A 19,279-nucleotide genomic window follows, 5' to 3' on the forward strand; every position below is an offset into this window, starting at 1 on the left:
CTCTTCAAACAATCAGGTGGATCATGTCTCCCGGATCAGACTCTCAATTTGACTATATCGTCGTCGGTGGCGGATCAGCCGGGAGCGTAATGGCCGCGCGGCTCAGCGAGGTGCCGGAGAACAAGGTGTTGCTGATCGAGGTCGGACCACGCGACTGGAACCCGATGATCCACATGCCGACCGGCGAGATCTTCATGGTGGGCAGCAGCGCCGACTGGCAATTCAAATCCGAACCCGAAGCCCAGCTTGGTGGCTACCAGGTTCCCCTGCCGCGGGGCCGTGTGCTGGGCGGCAGTTCCTCCATCAACGGACAGGTCTATTGCCGTGGCCATCATCGCGACTACGATGAGTGGCGCCAACTCGGCAATGAAGGCTGGGATTGGGAGACGGTGCTGCCCCACTTCAGGAAGGCCGAAAACTGGAAGGGCGGCGCAAGCGAACTCAGAGGCGGCAACGGCCCCCTGCGCACCACCTTCGGGCGCTACAACAACGGCCTGTTCAAGGCGTTCATTGAGGCCGGCCGCAGTGCGGGCTACCCCTTCAACCCTGACTACAACGGGGCTGAGCAGGAAGGGTTTGTCTACACCCAGTACACCCACACCCATAAATTTCCCATGCGCTGTTCAGCGTCGCGGGCCTATCTGTGGCCCACGCGGAAACGCAAGAACCTCACCATCTGGACGAAATCGCGTGCCCTGAAACTCCTGTTCGACGGCAAGCGCGCAATCGGCGCGGAGGTCGACCGGCAAGGCGAACGTCTCACCATCCGTTGTAATCGCGAACTCATCCTGTCTGCGGGCGCCTATCAGTCACCGCATCTTCTCATGCTGTCGGGCATCGGCGATCCCGCTGAGCTTGCCACGCACCACATTGCCCTCCGCCACGCCTTGCCCGGCGTTGGCAAGAACCTGCAGGATCATATTGGTTCCTACGTTCAGCACCGCTGCCTCAAGCCTGTCACCTACTACAACATGCGCAACCCGCTGAAGCTGGCTGTTGCCGCCGCACAATATGCGTTGGCGGGGCGAGGCCCCTTGTCGGTGTTCCCGATGAATGCCATGGCGTTTCTGCGCAGCGATGCCGCGCTCGAGCGTCCCGACATCCAGTATTACCTCGTGCCCAACGCCATGAATCCGAATGGCTCGGCAACCTATCTGCCGGAGTTTCACGGCTACAACATTCATTGGTGTGGGCTGCGCCCGGAGTCACGGGGATCGGTGGGCCTCAGGTCATCGAACCCGCTCGACGCGCCACGGATCGTGCACAACTATCTTTCAACCAAGGGAGACAAGGCCCTCAACCGCTACGCCTTCCGCCTCGCGCGCGAATTGCATGCCCAAAGTGCCTTCGATGAATTCCGCGGCGAGGAGCTGGACCCCGGCCCCGCTTGCACGACAGATGCGGATATCGATGCCTTCATGAGCAAGTTTGTCTCATCGCATTATCATCCCGTGGGCACCTGCAAGATGGGACAGGACGACAATGCCGTCGTCGATTCCAGATTGCGCATCCACGGCCTGGAAGGAATCCGCGTTGTCGATGCCTCCATCATGCCCCTCCTCGTCGGCGCCAACACAAACGCCCCAACCATCATGATCGCAGAGAAGGCCGCGGACATGATTAGGGCAGGTTGATGAGGGGCGACCGGCCATGAGTTGCAGAGGCATACTGTGACTCAAAAAAGACGGGCAGCACGGGTATCGTGAGCATGAACCTCTCCAGCGCATCAATCGCCGCCTCGGAAGCGCTTCGGATGCGTACGAGTTCTGCCTTGTGCCGACGGGTTCAAGCTGGCCTACACGCAGCTCCAGCTATGGTGCAGATCTGGGGACACTCATTTCAAGGCTCTGCAACCTTCTTCCGAAGCGAATGGTAACCCATGACCGTCTGTTCAGCGGAGTTTGAAGGGGCAGCGCGCTTCGCTTTTCCCTTGGGGGCAGCAAGAAATTGAACGGTCGTGCGCTCGCATTTCGTTTTGATCATCTCCCGCAGCTTTCAATCAATGAGATGAGGTGGGCATGCATCGCCTTGTCGATCTTGTTCTTGGCCAGGCGCGCAAGACGGTCTGCCTGCCGGTTGGCATGCGGCCCGGCAAGGCAGGCAATGAGAGAAATCACGAGTACCAGGGGTGCCATGCCCGTTTGCAGGGCAGCGAGCTTGATCTCTTCAATCTCCGCAAACTGGTGGAGGCGGGTTTGAATTTCAGCCGGCAGGCCGCTGATGTCCCCGGCCGCCAGCGCAGATGCCAACCTCGACCAATCAATCCCATCTGCGACCTCCCATGAAGAAGGCAGCGGTGACGCCTTTTCCGTGCGGAAAAGTTGCTGCTGCTGCAGCCTGGGTTGGGACCATTGCGATAAGTTGATGTCCTTAGGATACGCTGGATCAGAGAAGGTCGCTGCATTGAGATGGGGAATTTCTTTTTCAGCGAACGAATCCATGAGCCATCGAGACGTAGCTGGCTCCGGCAGCGGGACCTTGCGTTGAGCAGGAAGGCCACCCTGGCTTTCCGAGGCCTCGTCGACCAGGACCAGGCTTGTGAGATGCGTCACCAAGCCCTCGGCTTCGGCCAGTTCTGCGGCGTCAACGTCACTGAGCCTGGGCAACAGGAACCCTGCCCACACGGCTGCAACCGCCCTTTCCAGGGTCGACAGCTCTGGAGTCACCCGGCGTTCGCTGATATCGAAGGTGATCTTTGCTCCGCCGCGTCCGTAAGCACGTGCGGCTTCACCTTGCTCCTGAGATTTGTTTTCATCGCGCCCTGTCGTTCTCTGGGTGGCAACGGCGGCCGAGAAGCAATCCACCAGATCGGCCCCGCCGCTCACAAGAATTTCGCCGCCGGTCAAGGCAGCCAAATGGCCGATGTTGGCTTCGAGGCTGTCCTCGCCCACGAGCAGCACGGATATGCGCCTGCCCTTTCTCGCGAGGCCTTGAACATCCAGGGCGTGGCTCTTGCCATCGGTAATGACCAGAATGTCCTGAACGGTAGACTGTTGAAGGGTGGAGGAGATTGCCAGGCCGATTTCTGTGCCACCAGCCGGACCAGAAAGGCGGTGAACGAGGTTCTCCAGGCGTTTCCCGGGAGATCGGGGGAGGATGACATCGATCAGGCCCTTGCCTTCGGTCGTAGACCCAACCAGCTTTGAGGTATGATCGAATTCCCAGAGTTCGATGATGTCTTTGTGTTCAAGTCTCTTCGAAAGGGCCAACAATGCTGCCTTCACCTCGGCATGCTTGGTGCGCGCACCTGCAGCAGCGCGGACAGCCTCATTCATCGACCCGGAATGGTCCACCAGCACGGCAAGGTTCAGCCCTTCTTCACTCTTCAAATGGGGCTGGATCCGCATGGAAATCCGGTCGCCTCTTGCAGTCACCCCCGTGAGCGGGCGAGGCAGCCATTCACCCACGACAAGATCAATCGGGCGGTTCAATGGAACCGTTGCTTGGCCGTTCGAAAGTGTGCCTTCCACCAGTCTGACTGAGGCGTCCGGGGACTTCACCGTCACTTTGCCCATCTGGCTCTTTCCACCTGTGATGAGGTCGTCGACGTCGGCAAGCGGCGAACGGCCATAGACATCGCCGACGGTCAGTGGAATGCACAGGTGGCCTTCCCCCTTGATGACGGTGAGGGTGATGGCCCAGATGCAGGTCACCTCGATCGTGGCGCCGGGCGGAATGTGGGCCACGGACAGCATGTGGATTCCGCGCAGCACCTCTTCGTGAAGGACGGCGGTCTTGCCGCGATCAATCGCATCCTCGTATGTCGCACGGGCCGCCCCTTTCTTTGTGGCCTTGGCGACGAGAGATCGCTCGCCTACCTTAGCCCGCAGTTCAAAAACCGTGGCATGGACGGGAACGGGGAAGGTGATCATGGCTTCGATGCTTTGGTCTTCGGCATTCCGGAACACCCGGCGGTTGGTGACGACTGCGAGACCCGCTTCGATGTTGACGTCGTGATCGCAACTGATCAGCGGGACCGGGTGTTCAGATCGCCCCGCTCCCTTGCTGGTGAGGAACACGTGGAGAGGATTGCGTGATGTCTGCGTGGCGAGGTTCATCTTCACGTCCTTTTCAATATGTCGGTGAGGAGGGTATCGATGCTGCGAACAATTGGTTGGGGATCATGGCCGCTGCCCAGAAGGGCGGGATCAACCGTCAAGGTCACTCCGGGAGCGACCGGGAATGGCGCTCCTTCCTTTGCATCGAGCATCAGTTTGATGGCGGCGGGAGGGAAGCCAAGATCGCGGAGCCGGGTATAGCGCTGGATTGCTTCAACGTGGTCGTCCCCATAGTCGGCATTTGAGCGTCCTCCCCTTGGTGACGGAACAAAGCCTTCGGAGATGAGGTAACGGACCTGCCGTTCGGTGGTCCCCGTCGCGTCTATGAGGTCCCTCAACTTCATGAATTCTCCTTTCGACAATCAATATGTCGAAAGATTCTCCCCAGATGCAAGAACTTTTACAAATTTCTTGTCGAAAGCCAGAGCGCTCGCCGGAATCGGTTTGGTTACACCGCGAGCGAGAAAGGATTGGCCCGATGCCAAGTCAGGCGGGCGCGTTTGTCGTTCAGCGGAATTGGAAATTGCCAGCGTAACGCGGCACGGGCTTCTTCGCTCAGAGGCGCGAAAGGGCACAAGGCAATAAGATTGGTAGACCGACCAAGATGAATGAAGCGGTTAAGACTTCTGTCAACTTGCTTCGCGATGGCGGAATGCTGCCTCGGCTTCTGTTGAAAAGAGTAGAACCGTGAGTATCGGTTTCTCTACAACAGGCGACAATGATTTTGTAAAGCTTTTAAAAAGAGAACAATAAGCGAACAAAACAGACGAGTTGGCTTTGTTAGGGTTTCACAATCTTGATTTATATGAATGAATTTGGCGCACCCGACAGGATTCGAACCTGTGACCTCTGCCTTCGGAGCAATTTAGCCCATGCATCCGAAAAATGCGATAGGGCCCGCTATGGTACGATAAACATCTGAAACTACTAGATGTTTATCAAATCCACGCCGAAACCATATCCGCAATTTCGCTGCGATTTCCTCTTGGCTGCTTCCGTGGTGCTTCCGCGGAAGCAGCCCGATAGCGAAGGATGGGATGATGGTGAAGCTCACAAAACGGACCGTGGATGCCGCGAAGGCCGAAGCGAAAGACTATTTCCTTTGGGACGATGAACTGCCCGGTTTCGGACTCCGCGTCTTCGCGTCTGGCAAGCGCAGCTATCTCGTCCAATACCGCGCCGGACGTCGGTCTAGGCGCTACACTATCGGCCTACATGGCATCTGGACGCCCGAAACCGCGCGTCAGGAAGCCAAAGTTCAGCTCGGCCGTATCGCGGCTGGCGACAACCCCGCCGAGGAACGCCAGCTCGACCACAAAGCCATCACAATCAAAGAGCTTTGCGCTCTCTACGTTGCGGACCTGAATGCGGGTCTCATCCTAGGCAAGGGCGGGCGCCCAAAAAAGTCGACCACGATTGTCACAGATACCGGCCGCATCGAGCGCCATATCATTCCCCTAGTTGGCTCTTGGCGCGTCAAGGATCTGACCAAAGCCGACGTGAACAAGCTCATGAAGGACATCATTGCGGGTAAGACGCGAGTGTCAGTCAAAACGAAAAAGTTGCGCGGTAGGGCCATCGTTCGAGGTGGACCTGGTACGGCGACGCGCACCATCGGGCTGCTCGGCGGCATCCTTACCTATGCTATCGACGCAGGAATCATCGACAGCAATCCCACACACGGATTGAAGAAGCCAAAGTATGCCGTCCGGACCCGCCGCCTTACCGAGGCGGAATATCGCACGCTCGGCAACATGCTGCGGGAAGCGGCGAAGACCGAGAAATACGCCATGACGGTCGAGATCATTCGCCTGATCGCGCTCACCGGTTGCCGCCGCAGCGAGATCATCGGCTTGAAGTGGGGAGAGGTTGACCTCAGTTCCAGTTGTCTTCGTCTCATCGATAGCAAGGAAGGCGATTCTGTCCGTCCAATAGGCTTGCCCGTGGTGGAGTGTCTGGAGGAACGACGAAAAGAGGAAGGCGAAGGCTACGTGTTTCCAGGCGAGCGGAATGGCGCGGCGTTCGGAAGCTTTCCGAACCATTGGGAACAGATTTTCAGAAAGTCGCCACTTGCCGATGTGACGCCACACGTCCTGCGGCACAGCTTTGCCAGCATTTCGAACGATCTTGGATTTACCGAAATCACTATTGCCGCGCTCATCGGCCATTCTAAAGGCACGATGACGAGCAGTTATATTCATACGCTCGACACGGCGCTCATCATGGCCGCAGACACCATCGCCGGTTACATCCAAGGACTACTCGACGGTGTAGAATTCAAGCAGACTGCTTACGCCTTGGACCTCAATTCCAGGCAAGCGGCGTTGAAGCAGTTCCTCGCGCGGGCGGTCGACGGAAATAACGATGAGCGCATTTCAGCATGAAATTTATCGATTATCGGGATGAGTAGCAAATAACCTCAGAATTCTGGGTAAATTCCGAAGTTATTTCCTCCACATCGTCAACTTCAGCTTCCGGTAAGCCAGCGTACTAAGCGACCCAAAATGCCTTCTGGTGCTTTGGTGGGGCGCTCTTCTTCAAGGGATGTGGCAGTTGGTGCATCTGGCTTGGTCACGCCATAGAAGCGCGCTTTGGCCGCACGATCCCGGTGGCGTTCGTCTTCGATTTGCTTGTCAGTCCATGGCCCGGCCTCAATCACCCGCCCTTGCTTGATCACATAGTGGGAGCGGCAAGCGAGCGTCCAATTTCCGATGGACGGATTGAGCGACACAGTTTCGCCGTCAAACGTCATATTCCAATCGGTCGGCGTGAAGGGTGTCACCACCTCCTCGCCGCACCCGCAACAGCATCCGTGGGCGGCCGTGCCATATTCCATCGAAATATAGAGCACGCCGGGTTCAAGCTTATCTGGAATGTGTTGCACGAACCGATGTGCGAGATGGCTATGCCGCATCATGGGAGGTCACCATTGAGCAGCATATTGCCGTCAGTCGTATAGGTGCAGTGATGCTCCCGTTCCAGGTCGCGGTAGAATCCGCGCAGCTTCTTCCACTTGATCACAGCCAACACGGCATTGAGTGCATTCAAGTCGGCAACCTGAATGTTCGACGCATAAATATCCTTCTCGCCGCCGCCAGCGAAGGAAATGCGGCCCTGATGAACGTGATCACGCTTTTCCGGCGTGCTGGTGGTGACTCGTAGAATGCCACCCAACGAACCTTCATCCAGTTCCAGGCCCATACCCACGTCCACAAAGGGCACGCCCAAGGCCTCCAGCTTTTCGACGACCAAGCGCTTCTCGTCACCTGCGTCCATGCTGAGGAAGGCAAAAGTGATCCCATCCAGTAAATGTAAATTATCGGCAGACAGCGCCTCAGCATAGGCGACAACGCCACGGCGCATCCGGGAATAGATGCCCTTCAGGTAATCGACCTTTTTTGGGGCTTCCCGGAGTTCCTCGATACCAGGCGCGCCAGGGGCTCTGAATGCGTTGTGTTGCAGGAATTCGTCGCCGTCGATTAGCCGAATCTCACGAGCCGGTGTCTTAGCGACAAAATCCAGAATGTACGAACCTGTGCCGCCGAGGCCGATAATCGCTACAATCTCGTGCTCCAGCTTTTCTGTCAGAGCGCCGATGCCCGCGCGATCTGATGCTGTCTCCGTGTAGTTAAAGACACTTTCCTCCTCCGCCTCTGGCGTTCTGAAAGTTCGCGGCGACAACCCGGGCTTCAGAACCTCAGCCGGCCCCGACAAGATTGCCGCGTAGGTGGTCATCTTGTGAAAATAATCCGTGTACCCGCCTTCTGGCTTGCTCGAAAACGAGTGCTTCGCCTTCAGACCATGCCCGAGGTTGAAGTCGCCAGTCTGGTGCGAAATCTGCTGGATGGGCGTCCCATCGGCACGGCAGGGAAAGTCACCGTCAAAATGCATCACATGGGTATCGGGCGTGCGGGTTTCATCTCCAGCCATTGTTAGGCTGGAGATGAGAGTCCCGGTTCGCACTTCCCGTTGAGCATTGACGTAAGGCACCTCGCGCATCACGAGGAACCCGCCCCGGATCTGCACGAAGTAGCCCTCGTCACGAAGACGCTTGAGGTCGGCGTTACGACTGAACGGTGCGGGTGACATTGAACACGGTTCCCTTCTTTTTCACTTCAACACTGCCCCCGGCACCAAGTTCGCCGGCGTGCGGTGTCGAGGCGGCGTGGCGGTAAGTCATCGAAAAAACGACGTTGGTTTCGTGTGGACCGGGAAAGGCCAACTGAACGACCTGCTCAAACGTAACCTGCTTCTGGTCGACTTCGCGGGGTCGCGAATTGACGATGATCTCGAACGTCTTGGGAGGCCGGGGTGCGGTAATGAACCGTTCGACGCCAGGAGCGGTGAGGTCAATGACATCGGCGGGCTCGATCAGCAGATCTTCGCCCCCACGCACCTCCAGGAAGACCGCTTCATCGTCGCCGATATTCGCCAGCGCATAGAGAGTGGCACCACGGATCGCCGGCTTGCCCCACGCGAGCTGATGATCGTTCAGCGTCAGTTTGAAGTCGCGGTCGGTCTGGAAGGCGACGAACCGTTCGGCACCCCGCTCGCGCAGATCAAACGGCTCATCAAGCCGGACATCCTCGAAATCGCCGGACGGCAGGATGGCAAAAAGACTGTAGCCATCATGCGGATCGCGCCCGGCGGCAGTCAAAATCTGACGGCCCAGCGGCACGGGGTCGGCAACATCGAGGTCGCGGAAGTTGAGGTCGTCCTGTGCGAAGCGGATGCGATAGCCCCGCGCCGGGCGCAGCGCCCGGCCTTCGCGCAGGGCCTCGCCCAGATCGTCAAAATCGAGAGGTTCTTCGGTATTCATTGTCGTTATTCCTTAGAGGTTGGACCGGCGGCGCCGGCCTCTAAGGGATCAATCGGTGCGACAATGGCCGACCGGTAAGGTCAGCCGAAATTTTTTCTGAGAGTACCCGTCGGCGTTGGGCCGCATATGAAAAATGCCGGGCAACCCTGGCATGTCCGGGCCGAGGGGGCGGCCGGGAAATTACCAGCACGAATTCGCCCCAGAAATCCTGCGAGCTTCTCCTGCCGATTCTGAAGCTTCTTGGCCGTTAGATCGAGGGGGCGAATGGTCTGGTCGGATAGATGGACGAGTTCGACGCTGGCGCCGGGAAAAGCCCTTTGTGCCGCCAGGAGGAAGGCAGCAACGCCCACGTCATCCATTTCCGCGGTGCGAAAATGTCCTGTTTGAACCCGCCGAAGCGTGCGGCTGCCATCAGATCGCACCAGAACCTCATCTGGGCGCACGATAATTTCCTCGGCGCCAAACGCAATGCTGAGAGCCGCAGGCGTCTCTGGCGTGAGGCCTTCGCGCGCCGCGAGGAAATACTGGATCATTGAGGTGGCGAACCCCTTATACTCCGAGACATAGCCGTGATCCGCCAGTCCATGCGCAGCAAACGCGTTGGCGATCTGCCCTTCCAAGTCGCTTGCTCCGCCGATGATGCGCGCGTCAGCAATCACCGCCTGGAAGACGGTTCTGACCGCTTCGTGCATCTGCATGAAGGCCGTTGCCGTCCGACGCCCGCCGACCTGGAGGATGTGAGTGTAAAAGAATCGTCTCGGACAGCGTTCGTAGAGCGCAATCTGCGCCCCGGTAAATCGAAGGGCACCGTCGACGACGAGCGTGATGTCACCGGCCTCAGGTGCGGGCGGCAAGGTTCTGGTTGGGTTGATCTTCGTTCGCGTCAGCCCCGATCCTAACCGGTCGAGGAAACTCGACAGCGGCCGGTTATGGCCATTTGATTTCTGGGTTGGCGCGTACAGAAACAGGCGGTCGCGGGCGCGAGACAGCGCGACATAGAACAAACATTCCTGTTCCTCGGCATGACCTGCGCGGAACACATCAAGCGCACGGCCCTGAGCTCCTTCGACCATCCCATCTGGCGGCGGGCACGGCGGTGCTTGTGGCGTCCTGGGAATGGTGTCGCCATTGAGACCCGGCACATGCACGACGGGAAACTCAAGTCCCTTTGCCCCGTGAATGGTCATCAGCCGCACGGCATCGAGCCCCTGCGCGGCGGCAGGCAGTTGCCGCAGATCACGATCATCGCCTAACCGAACAAGTCGGCGCACCCGATCAAGGAGCCGAACAATGGGGAGCCCCTTACCGCCCGGCTGCACACGCAGGAAATTCATGAACTGCCAGATCGCGAGGCCACGGGTGCGCTCGGCGATGTCACTCGAACCACCGATGCGTGCTGCGATACGGGTTCGATCGAGCAACAACGTTGCCAACACCGTCCAGGGTGCGTCGCTCTGGTCGAAGCCACGCATTGCAGCCGCAACAGCCCTCAATGCCGCGCCACCAGGCTCAGACAGGCCGGTGATCGCACCTAATTCGCCCAGCCACGCCCCCGGTATAGAGTCCGACGCGCGCAGGTGACTAAATATCGCATCGACGTCAGAGATCGGCATCTCGAACTCCGACATGCACGCCGCACGAACCAATCCCATTGCTCGCCGATCGGTGAGAATTGTCAGCAACGACAAAAGCTCTTTGATTTCTGGCCGCTCAAAAAGACTGCCCAGAAAAAGAACCGGAACGCCAAGGCGTTCCAAATCCTGCCCAAGCTCTGAGAGCTTTTCATTTCCAGTGCACAGCACAGCCTGGTCACGATAGTTGTGCCCGGCCTGGCGCATTTCCTCGATTGCATCGGCAAGCGCCACCGTCTGCTGTGGCGATTGGTCGACCGTGCGGAGTTGAGGAGATGCCCCGCACCGGCCACGCTCTGATTCGAGGCCGCTATCTTGGTCTCCAGCCTTCATGCGAATGGCGAAGGCTGAGAAGGCCTGCACCACTTCATCGACCGATCGATAATTACGCTTCAGGCGGCCACGCGCACCACCGGAAAAATCGGACGTTCCGAAGCGAGTCATGTTGAACGATGACGCACCCCGAAACCGATAAATCGACTGCTTGGCATCTCCGACCACCCAGAGATTGCGCCCATTGCTTCGCAGGGCCGTAATCAGGCGGACGCTGCTACGGTTCACGTCCTGATATTCATCGACCAGAACATGGTCATATTGCGCCTGAAGATGCGTGCGGATCTCGAGATTCCCTTCGAGCAAACGCACGGGCATCGAGACAAGGTCGCCAAAATCGACACAATGCGCCTGCCGCTTTAATTCCTCATAGGCCGCGTAGACGCGGGCAACCTCCGCCGCCCGCTCCGCCGCCACGCGTTCGTCTGGCGTTGCGGCGCTCACAAGCATCGCTTCCGCCAGTTCGGCATAGCGTGCTTCGTTGACTACCTCGTCCTTGGCGCGGGAGATTGCCGCCAGCATGTCGGCGATGATCTGCGTCGGATCATAAAGGTTGCGATAATGGTTGAGGCCAAGACGCGGGAATTCGGCTTCAAGAAGCTCGACCGCCTCGGTCCTATCCATCATCCGGGGATCTTTCGGCAGACCCAGTTCGATGTGAAACCGTCGGATGACATCGAGACCGAAAGCATGAAACGTGCCGATCCACATCGCTGCGGCGGCAGCTTTGTGCCTGCGGCCGATCCGTTCCGCCATCTCACCAGCGGCCTTGTTGGAGAAAGTGAGGAGCAATATCCGTCGCGGATCGACGCCTTCCGCCAGGAGCCCCTCGACACGGGCCGTCAGCGTCTGGGTCTTGCCGGTGCCGGGTCCTGCTTCAAGCAGAAATGCCTCGCCACGATGCGCGGCTGCGGTTGCCTGAAGCGGATTCAGGGGACGTTCGATGGTTTCAGCTTCGACCGCAGCCACTATTTCCGGCAGCAAGAGAGCATCGAAGAGTTGCTGGGCAACCAGATCGAACGGCGCCCCAAACCGCGCTGCAATCTCGGTCGCGGTCTGACCATCTTCAAGGTGAAGTTTGCGGACGAGTCCGCGCGGCAGAAGAAACTCGCGCGCGAACAGATCCATCTGGACCTCGCGCCTCTGCCGGCGTCCGTAGTCAACAACCCGATCAACGCCGACGGGCGAAGGTTCTGCCGCCCTTGCCAGATCGATGTCGCGCGCCGGCTCATCGGCAACGTCGTCACCAAGTTCGATGTGACCTATTTCATGGGCGACGAGAAATGCCTGCTCGAACACCGTCCCAATATTTTCGTGCAAGATGAGGCTGTCTGCGGCAACGACGGTTGCGCGGCCACCGTCGAGCATCACCGAGCCTGCCGCGGTCGGCTCGACATCCAACCCGCGCCGCTGAGCTTCGGTAACGGCAAACTCATAAGGTCGCCAAGGATCATGGCCCTTCGCAACGGCCTGCCGGTGAAGGTCGGCTGCAATCTGTCTCGCCAGCTCGACCGCGTCCATCCTAGTTGTCGTCCACCAGCAGGGCCGTCCGCTTTTCTTCAGACACTCCAGCGTCGATCAGCAGCCGCTCAAATGTTGCGGCAGTTTCCGCCGACGGCTTTCCGTCTGATTTGTAGCTGCGCGCAAGCACGGGCCCTGATGGCAGGGTGAGCGTGCTCACCAACAAATCAACCGTACAATTCAGAGCGGCTGCCATGCGCGTGAGGAAGCGCCTTGGGACAGAAGTTGCCACAATGCGACGCTCCCGAAAGGCTGTCACCACTTGCCGGGGCACATCCAATTGCACGGCGATCTCGCGAAGTTGGGAAACCGACAAATCTGCCAGAGGGTCTTTTGCAGATTTCGTTTCGATCGGCATATGCTGCTGCCATGCCGCGTCAATCATGGCCTGCTCTTGGAGAGACATCGGCCTCTCGGCTCCATCAGGAACGCGAGATAGCTCTCTCGACAAGTCCACTAACTCGTTCGAAAAATGCGGGTACTCACGCAGGTAGCGCTCAAGGATTTCGCGGCCATGGCTGGGTTCGACCGCAAAGGCGTCGAGCACATCTTCCCGCGATGGTTGATGAGCGTTGGGGTTCATGGCTCTTCTCCTGACATGGCCGCTCGTATTGCCGCAAAGGCCTTGTCCCTATGTGTCCGGATGGTTTTCTCCGATTTGCCGAGCGCCTTGGCGATAGTGACAGCATCAGCCTCCTTCGAGTCGATGGGGACGCCCTTTCGCAACATTTCGATGATCCTCATTTGTTCTGGTGGTAGAGCATCAATCGCCGCATCCAGACGAAACCGGTAATCCGCACCGTCGATTTCCAAATCCGAGGACCAATCGAAGCTGCCAGCCGCCCTCTCAACCTCTTCAGAAGGCTCACCTGTCTCTTCGTCGAAATCCAGCGAAGTTGAGCGGTTTTCATCGCGCCAGGCCTGCTCCTGGGCATCGCGTCGCAAGCTTGCCAGCGCGCCATCGAAGCGCACTTCAAAATAGTCCAGTTTTTCAGAATATTCGCCGCGGTCAGCCGACAAAAGCTCAATAAATCGCCCGAACACCCTGTCACGAATAACGCTGTTGGTCAGTGACGTTGTCGTGCCGTCCGCACTCTCGGCCCTCGGCAGAGATCGCAAAACCCGCTCGGCTAAAACCTTGTACAGCCGGTCGAACCCGGCAGCGGAATTGTCCGCGCGACTGGCCCGCACTAAATAGACCAGACATTCGCTTGGTACATAACCGAGATCATCCCGGCGGCGAATTTGAACGCGAGCCAAGAGATCATCCCCTGATAAGCCCTCCAGCTCGGCCAGTTTGGCTTCGACCTCCGGAATGCGCGTATAGAGTTCTTCCGTGCGGAGCCTCTTTTTTCTGAGTGGAGTTACCAATTGCCCCTCCATCCTTCCTGCCGCACCGCGCCAAGGTGCTGCCCAACTTCAACCAACATCATCGCGAATATTCCGACGTTCGATTGGCCTGCGCCGCTATGTCTGCGCATCGCGCCATGAGCGCATTAAACGGTTCCGCGTCGTCGAATAGCAGTCCGTCCTCGACCATGCGGGCATAGTCGTCTTCGAGGGCCTTCGCGACATCCCCCACCGGCACGAGTTGCAAGCCTCCGTTGACCGCCGCTGCGTAGTCGACCGGCGTGCGGTCGGCGGCCTTTTCCGCGAAGAACATCGACTTGTGCCGGGCGACAGCGTTGGCCAGTTCGCGATCGGCGAAAGCAGCTTCTGCGAAGCCGGCTTCATCCAGCCTTACAACATCGTGCCAGTGTCGCGCGAAGCGATCGCCGCGCAGCCGATCCTGAAGGCAAAAGACGTGAATGGCGGTCGCCTTCTCCCAAAAGGTTCGCTCCGCGTGCATGACGCGCGGTCGCGCGGTCGGAAATATCAGCCCGTCGATCAGGCTATCTGCATCGCAGGCGACTTCGCGCAGGCTCGCTGGCTCGCCTGTCGAGCGAGCGCCAAACTCCAGCATGACGCTGGGTGCGACATAGCCGGACCCGGCCGCAGTCGCCTCGTAGTCGATAAAGAGCTTCTCATCCTCGATGCGGATGGTCGCCGCCAGACCTTCGGCTGCCAGTGCGGTCGCGATGACCGGCTGCACCGTTTCCGCGACCCACGCAGGCAGCCGCCGACGCACCTCACTGGACCAGCGCTTTTCCTCGCTTCGGGTTTTGGGCAACCCCTCGCCATTGTCCCCGACCAGATCGGGCGCAATCGCCCGAATGTCGTAGGTCAGATCCACGTCCTCGGAAAACCGGCGAATGACCTGATAGGCTTTCGACAGCGACGTGCCGCCCTTGAAAACCAGATGTTCGCCGAGCGGCGCAGCGTAAAGGGTCGCCAGCGCCCATACCACCCACACATCTTTTTCAAGAAGATGGGTAGGACGACCCGAACGATCGGCGGCGACGCCCAGCGCGTCGCGCCGATCCTGGTCGGAAAGCTTGAGAAAGATGTCAGCCATAGGCTGCCTTTCCGACGCTTTGCGCGAGCCATGTCGGAAGTTGCGACGCGGCGGCGACCAGTTCGCCGAAAGCGCCAGGTGGCATCTTACGCTTTAGCGTCTTGAGTGCGGTTTCCGCCTTTTCCGGGCCGAGCCAGGCCAGCGCACGCACAGCTTCCCCAGCCGGGCGGTGGGCCAAGGCCAATTGCCAACGCGGGGCGTGCTTCAATTCTACGACCTGCTTGCCGAGGTGCATCTTTCGGCTGCGCCCGGAGGTCAGATAAACCGAACGGACGGGCACTTGCGTCGTCAAGCCAAGGGCGTTCGCGGCAGCGGCGCCGTTCGAGACGATGATCTCTCCCTTTTGGCTCGCAAGGGCCTCGACAGCCTGTTCGACCGAAGGCGTGCGCGTACCGAACCGGCTGGTGATGGGCCGCAAATAGACGCCACGGCCCGCGCGAATGAGCTGTCCGCGCTCGGCCAAACGCGACAATGCCTGATCTACCGCCGCCCGATTTCCGAGATGCAGCAACCCTTTGGCAGACAACGGCACACCTTCAGGCAAGCCCGTTGCATGCATCAAAATCTGTTCGGTCAGGCGAGTCATGTCATTCTCCTGTTAGAAACATACGCGATTTTCTGACAGTTTTCAAGGAAGTCGTGTGGGCGAGGCCGATACGGGGAAGGTCTTCCCCTGCGTCCGAGCCACGGTCTCGGCCGACCCCTTCTGCGGGGAGCCCCCGCAACACCCCCTTTAGAGTGAGAGGGCGGAAGGGATTTCCGTGACGGGTAAAGTGCCGAGAGAGAGGCTTTCGGCGCCCGTCATGGAGTTTTTCCCATGAACATGCAGGTACTCGATGCGCGCCGCGATCTCAGCGGCGGCTACAAGGTGGATGTCACGCGCGGCGAGCGCGTCGGCCGGGTGTCATCGGAGTGGTTCTCGCGGCCCGACGATGAGCGCTTCCTGTCACTCGGCGAGCTGGCCCGCTCGGTGCGCGATCGGTCCGAGCGCAGCCGGACCCGCGTGGTGGAAACCGCGCTGATCCATGTCGAGGCAAGCCGCACAGATCCCGAGCGGCTGTCGCTGATCCTGCCCGGCGCCGAGGCGCCTGTGGCTCCTACACACTGGAGCTTCGGCCAGTTGGCGAGCCAGGTCGGCGCTCCCGCTGCCTATCTGCGCAATCTTCCGGCGGCGCTCGCCGGCATCAATCTGCAATACGGCCTGACCTCGAACCGCGCCGAGCAGATCAAAACGCTGGAAACCGAGAACGGCCGCGTTGAACTGCGCGCCGTCACCGGCCCGGACTATGGCCGCATCTACGACCACGAACTGATCGAGGCTGTGCAACGCATCGCCGGCAACGGCACGGGAGACACGCGCTGGAAGGTGCCGGGCGTGCTCGACTGGTCGACCGGGATCTACAATCCCCGCGTCGACATCTCGAAGGACACGACGACGCTCTACGCCAGCGATCGCGACGTGTTCGTGTTCCTCGTCGATGATATGAACCCCATCGAGGCCGGTCGCCTGCCGGACGGCTCACCCGACCTGTTCTTCCGCGGCTTCTACGCCTGGAACTCGGAGGTCGGCGCCAAGACGCTCGGCATGGCGAGCTTCTATCTGCGCGCTGTGTGCCAGAACCGCAATCTGTGGGGCGTGGAGGATTTCGAGGAGATCAGCATCCGCCACAGCAAATATGCCGCGTCGCGCTTCGCCCATGAAGCCGAACCGGCGCTGCTGAATTTCGCCAACTCGTCACCGCTGCCGTTCATCAACGGGATCAAGACGGCGCGTGAGCGGATAGTGGCGCGCACGGATGAGGACCGCAGCGATTTCCTGCGCAAGCGGGGCTTCTCCAAGGCCGAGACCGGAAAGATCATCGACGCGGTGCTGGTCGAGGAAGGTCGCCCGCCCGAGAGCATCTTCGATTTCGTGCAGGGCATCACCGCGGTCGCGCGCGAAAAGCCGCATCAGGACGCCCGCCTCGACATGGAAGCCAAGGCGAAGAAGCTGCTCGATCGGGCTGCCTGATCTCATCAAAGCCGGAGATGCGGTTTGCCGTATTTCCGGCTTTCACCCTCGGCCGCGAGTCCGGCTGATTGGGAGTCAGAAGCCCGCTGATTGGGAATCGGCGTTCCGTTTCCCCTTACCGATCACTGTACTCGTGCGCTGCCCCTTCAGAGGAAGAGGGCGGCGCTTCGCTTCGTGACGGGTTGGAGGTCGAGAGAGAGTCTCCCGGCTGCCCGTCGCGGAGTAATGACAATGGCAACTGCCATCCAGAAAATCACCCTCTCGTCGTCGCGCGACATTCCCTTCAACAAGCTGGTGCTCAGCCAGGCCAACGTCCGGCGCGTGAAATCCGGCGTGTCGATCGACGAGCTGGCCGAGTCCATCGCCCGGCGCGGCCTCATCCAGTCCCTGCATGTTCGCCCCGTCCTCGACGCCGAGGGCGTAGAGACTGGCATGTTCGAGGTGCCCGCCGGCGGTCGGCGCTATCGCGCGCTCGAACTGCTCGCCAAGCAGAAGCGCCTCGCCAAAACCACGCCCGTCCCATGCGTCGTCGGCGACGCCGCCAGCGGTATCCTGATCGACGAAATCTCGCTGGTCGAGAACATCGACCGGGCGCCGCTGCATCCGCTCGACCAGTTCCGGGCGTTCCAGGCCATGCGCGACAAGGGCATGACCGAGGAAGCGATCGCCGCCGCCTTCTTCGTCGGCGTCAACGTGGTGAAGCAGCGCCTGCGCCTGGCGTCGGTCTCGCCCACGCTGCTCGACATCTATGCCGAGGACGACATGACGCTCGAAATGCTGATGGCCTTCACCGTGTCGGCCGATCACGCTCGGCAGAAACAGGTCTGGGAGGCGATCAGCGCCGGTTGGCAGAAGGAGCCGTGGCAGATCCGGCGGATGCTGACCGAAACCACCGTGCGCGCGTCCGACAAGCGCGCCGTGTTCGTCGGCATCGACGCCTACGAGGCGGCCGGCGGCATGATGCTGCGCGACCTCTTCCAGTCCGACGACGGCGGATGGCTTCAGGATGTCGGCCTGCTCGATCGCCTGGTTGCCGAGAAGCTCAAGGTCATCGCCGACGAGATCGCTACTGAGGGCTGGAAATGGGTCGAGGCCGCGTTGAGCATTCCCTACGGTGTCACCCACGGAATGCGGGAGATTGCCGGGACGCCGCTCGATATGAGCGAGGCGGAACAGGCAACGCGCGACGCCTTGCAGGTGGAATTTGATCGCTTGGTCGCTGAATATGAAGATGCCGACGAGCTGCCGGACGAGATCGATCAACGCCTTGGCGAGATCGAGGCGGCGATGGAGGAACTCGACAATCGGCCCGTCCACTACGATCCCGCCGAGATCGCCATTGCCGGCGTCTTCGCAACCCTCGACGCCAAAGGCAAGCTGGTCGTCGATCGCGGCTATGTCCGCCCGGAGGACGAACGACCCGCCCAGCTGGAAGGTGACGATGTCCAGGAGGGCGGCGATCATGAGACCGGGAAAGCTCCTGCCATCCAGCGTGCCGCCATCACCATCGGCGGCCAGCCTGCCCCGGCAGCGGCGGAGGAAGACGAGGAGGATGGCATCAAGCCGCTGCCCGAGCGCCTCGTCACTGAACTGACGGCGCATCGCACGCTCGCCCTGCGCGACGCCGTGGCGGACCACCCGCATATCGCCATGACCGCGCTGCTGCACAAGCTGGTCTCGGACACCTTCCTGCACCGCCCGGCGACGGGCGCGCTGGAAGCCAATGTCCGGGAGGTTCACTTCGCCGCACAGGCCGAGGAGTTGAAAGACAGCCCTTCGGCAAAATCCGTCACCGACCGGCATGATCGCTGGGGCGACCATGTTCCGGCCGATGACGAGGCGCTGTGGGATTGGCTCGTCGCGCTCGACGACGACAATCGCATGGAGTTGCTCGCCCATTGCGTCAGCTATGGCATCAACGCGCTCTACGAACGGCCCAATCCCTATAGCGGCTCCGGTGTCAGCGAGCACGGGCTGAAGGTCCGCCTCGCACAGGCCGACCGACTGGCGCGGGCGACGGGCCTCGACATGGCGCAAGTCGGATGGCGGCCGACGGTCGGCAATTATCTCGGCCGCGTCACCAAGACCCGCATCGTGGAGGCCGTCCGCGAGGCCGCCGGCGAGCGGGCCGCGCAGCTCATCGACCACATGAAGAAGGGCGACATGGCCAAGGAGGCCGAACGTCTGCTGGCCGACACCGGCTGGTTGCCCGAGCCGCTGCGCCTGGCCGGTGCCGATGGCGACAGCGCTGCCGCACCTGCCGATCAGGCCGGCGGCGATGAAGCGCTTCCCGCTTTCCTTACCGAAGAGGACGACGAGGAAGATCACGCCGACACTGAGGAGGACGAGGAAAGCATGATCGCCGCCGAGTGAGCGATCCCGGCGGGGAGTGGCGCGACGCTCCCCGCCAATCTCACCTACATTCCCGTACTTGCCCGGCCTCGCGCCGGG

At 60.2% G+C, this 19,279-nt stretch carries 14 protein-coding genes; 4 read left to right on the forward strand and 10 right to left on the reverse strand.

All coding sequences use genetic code 11. The features are described from left to right. The first annotated feature begins 23 nt into the window (after positions 1–23). Positions 24–1,634 (forward strand): choline dehydrogenase, encoded by a 1,611-nt coding sequence (locus tag IPM06_07340; GenBank protein MBK8770229.1) that lies wholly within the window; start codon positions 24–26, stop codon positions 1,632–1,634. A gap of 345 nt (positions 1,635–1,979) precedes the next feature. On the opposite strand, the gene IPM06_07345 is transcribed toward IPM06_07340, so the two are convergent. Then, positions 1,980–4,058 carry a hypothetical protein gene (locus IPM06_07345; protein MBK8770230.1) on the reverse strand — a complete coding sequence of 693 codons (2,079 nt, stop codon included), beginning with the start codon at positions 4,056–4,058 and terminating at the stop codon, positions 1,980–1,982. 2 nt (positions 4,059–4,060) lie between these two features. Further along, positions 4,061–4,402 carry a MerR family transcriptional regulator gene (locus tag IPM06_07350; GenBank protein ID MBK8770231.1) on the reverse strand — a complete coding sequence of 114 codons (342 nt, stop codon included), beginning with the start codon at positions 4,400–4,402 and terminating at the stop codon, positions 4,061–4,063. 696 nt (positions 4,403–5,098) lie between these two features. Between IPM06_07350 and IPM06_07355 the strand changes: the two genes are divergently transcribed. Continuing rightward, positions 5,099–6,442, forward strand: coding sequence for a tyrosine-type recombinase/integrase (locus tag IPM06_07355; protein MBK8770232.1), 1,344 nt, complete (start codon positions 5,099–5,101; stop codon positions 6,440–6,442). 83 nt (positions 6,443–6,525) lie between these two features. Here the strand turns inward: IPM06_07355 and IPM06_07360 are convergent, their stop codons facing one another. The 8 genes from IPM06_07360 to IPM06_07395 form a co-directional block, all read right to left on the reverse strand. Beyond that, positions 6,526–6,975, reverse strand: coding sequence for a hypothetical protein (locus IPM06_07360; protein MBK8770233.1), 450 nt, complete (start codon positions 6,973–6,975; stop codon positions 6,526–6,528). Further along, positions 6,972–8,147, reverse strand: coding sequence for a ThiF family adenylyltransferase (locus IPM06_07365; GenBank protein MBK8770234.1), 1,176 nt, complete (start codon positions 8,145–8,147; stop codon positions 6,972–6,974). Before IPM06_07365 ends, IPM06_07360 begins: the two co-directional genes overlap by 4 nt. Continuing rightward, entirely contained in the window at positions 8,122–8,877 is a 756-nt protein-coding gene (locus IPM06_07370; GenBank protein MBK8770235.1) for a multiubiquitin domain-containing protein, read from the reverse strand. Before IPM06_07370 ends, IPM06_07365 begins: the two co-directional genes overlap by 26 nt. An 80-nt stretch (positions 8,878–8,957) precedes the next feature. Next, complete coding sequence (locus IPM06_07375; GenBank protein ID MBK8770236.1) at positions 8,958–12,362, reverse strand: UvrD-helicase domain-containing protein; 3,405 nt, start codon at positions 12,360–12,362, stop codon at positions 8,958–8,960. A 1-nt stretch (position 12,363) separates the two neighbouring features. Further along, complete coding sequence (locus IPM06_07380) at positions 12,364–12,945, reverse strand: hypothetical protein (GenBank protein ID MBK8770237.1); 582 nt, start codon at positions 12,943–12,945, stop codon at positions 12,364–12,366. After that, entirely contained in the window at positions 12,942–13,745 is an 804-nt protein-coding gene (locus tag IPM06_07385; protein ID MBK8770238.1) for a DNA-binding response regulator, read from the reverse strand. The genes IPM06_07380 and IPM06_07385 overlap by 4 nt, the downstream gene beginning before the upstream one ends. 46 nt (positions 13,746–13,791) lie before the next feature. Further along, a complete protein-coding gene (locus IPM06_07390) occupies positions 13,792–14,817 on the reverse strand; it encodes a nucleotidyl transferase AbiEii/AbiGii toxin family protein (GenBank protein ID MBK8770239.1) in 1,026 nt (341 codons plus the stop codon). Then, the gene (locus IPM06_07395; protein ID MBK8770240.1) at positions 14,810–15,403 is read right to left on the reverse strand and encodes a type IV toxin-antitoxin system AbiEi family antitoxin domain-containing protein; all 594 of its coding nucleotides are present in this window, start codon (positions 15,401–15,403) and stop codon (positions 14,810–14,812) included. Before IPM06_07395 ends, IPM06_07390 begins: the two co-directional genes overlap by 8 nt. A gap of 231 nt (positions 15,404–15,634) precedes the next feature. Here IPM06_07395 and IPM06_07400 point away from each other — a divergent pair, with 231 nt between their 5' ends. Both IPM06_07400 and IPM06_07405 read left to right on the forward strand, forming a co-directional pair. After that, the gene (locus IPM06_07400) at positions 15,635–16,828 is read left to right on the forward strand and encodes a DUF932 domain-containing protein (protein MBK8770241.1); all 1,194 of its coding nucleotides are present in this window, start codon (positions 15,635–15,637) and stop codon (positions 16,826–16,828) included. Between the two features lie 231 nt (positions 16,829–17,059). Next, on the forward strand, positions 17,060–19,201 hold the full coding sequence (locus tag IPM06_07405) for a ParB N-terminal domain-containing protein (protein MBK8770242.1): 2,142 nt from the start codon (positions 17,060–17,062) through the stop codon (positions 19,199–19,201). Positions 19,202–19,279: the final 78 nt, after the last annotated feature.

It is taken from the genome of Hyphomicrobiales bacterium, from assembly GCA_016710435.1.
Classification (GTDB): Bacteria; Pseudomonadota; Alphaproteobacteria; order Rhizobiales; family Aestuariivirgaceae; genus Aestuariivirga.

Excerpts from the sequence above, each read along its gene's own strand:
- IPM06_07340 (MBK8770229.1), top strand. The coding sequence starts at position 24 with ATGTCTCCCGGATCAGACTCTCAATTTGACTATATCGTCGTCGGTGGC.
- IPM06_07345 (MBK8770230.1), bottom strand. The coding sequence starts at position 4,058 with ATGAACCTCGCCACGCAGACATCACGCAATCCTCTCCACGTGTTCCTC.
- IPM06_07350 (MBK8770231.1), bottom strand. The coding sequence starts at position 4,402 with ATGAAGTTGAGGGACCTCATAGACGCGACGGGGACCACCGAACGGCAG.
- IPM06_07355 (MBK8770232.1), top strand. The coding sequence starts at position 5,099 with ATGGTGAAGCTCACAAAACGGACCGTGGATGCCGCGAAGGCCGAAGCG.
- IPM06_07360 (MBK8770233.1), bottom strand. The coding sequence starts at position 6,975 with ATGATGCGGCATAGCCATCTCGCACATCGGTTCGTGCAACACATTCCA.
- IPM06_07365 (MBK8770234.1), bottom strand. The coding sequence starts at position 8,147 with ATGTCACCCGCACCGTTCAGTCGTAACGCCGACCTCAAGCGTCTTCGT.
- IPM06_07370 (MBK8770235.1), bottom strand. The coding sequence starts at position 8,877 with ATGAATACCGAAGAACCTCTCGATTTTGACGATCTGGGCGAGGCCCTG.
- IPM06_07375 (MBK8770236.1), bottom strand. The coding sequence starts at position 12,362 with ATGGACGCGGTCGAGCTGGCGAGACAGATTGCAGCCGACCTTCACCGG.
- IPM06_07380 (MBK8770237.1), bottom strand. The coding sequence starts at position 12,945 with ATGAACCCCAACGCTCATCAACCATCGCGGGAAGATGTGCTCGACGCC.
- IPM06_07385 (MBK8770238.1), bottom strand. The coding sequence starts at position 13,745 with ATGGAGGGGCAATTGGTAACTCCACTCAGAAAAAAGAGGCTCCGCACG.
- IPM06_07390 (MBK8770239.1), bottom strand. The coding sequence starts at position 14,817 with ATGGCTGACATCTTTCTCAAGCTTTCCGACCAGGATCGGCGCGACGCG.
- IPM06_07395 (MBK8770240.1), bottom strand. The coding sequence starts at position 15,403 with ATGACTCGCCTGACCGAACAGATTTTGATGCATGCAACGGGCTTGCCT.
- IPM06_07400 (MBK8770241.1), top strand. The coding sequence starts at position 15,635 with ATGAACATGCAGGTACTCGATGCGCGCCGCGATCTCAGCGGCGGCTAC.
- IPM06_07405 (MBK8770242.1), top strand. The coding sequence starts at position 17,060 with ATGGCAACTGCCATCCAGAAAATCACCCTCTCGTCGTCGCGCGACATT.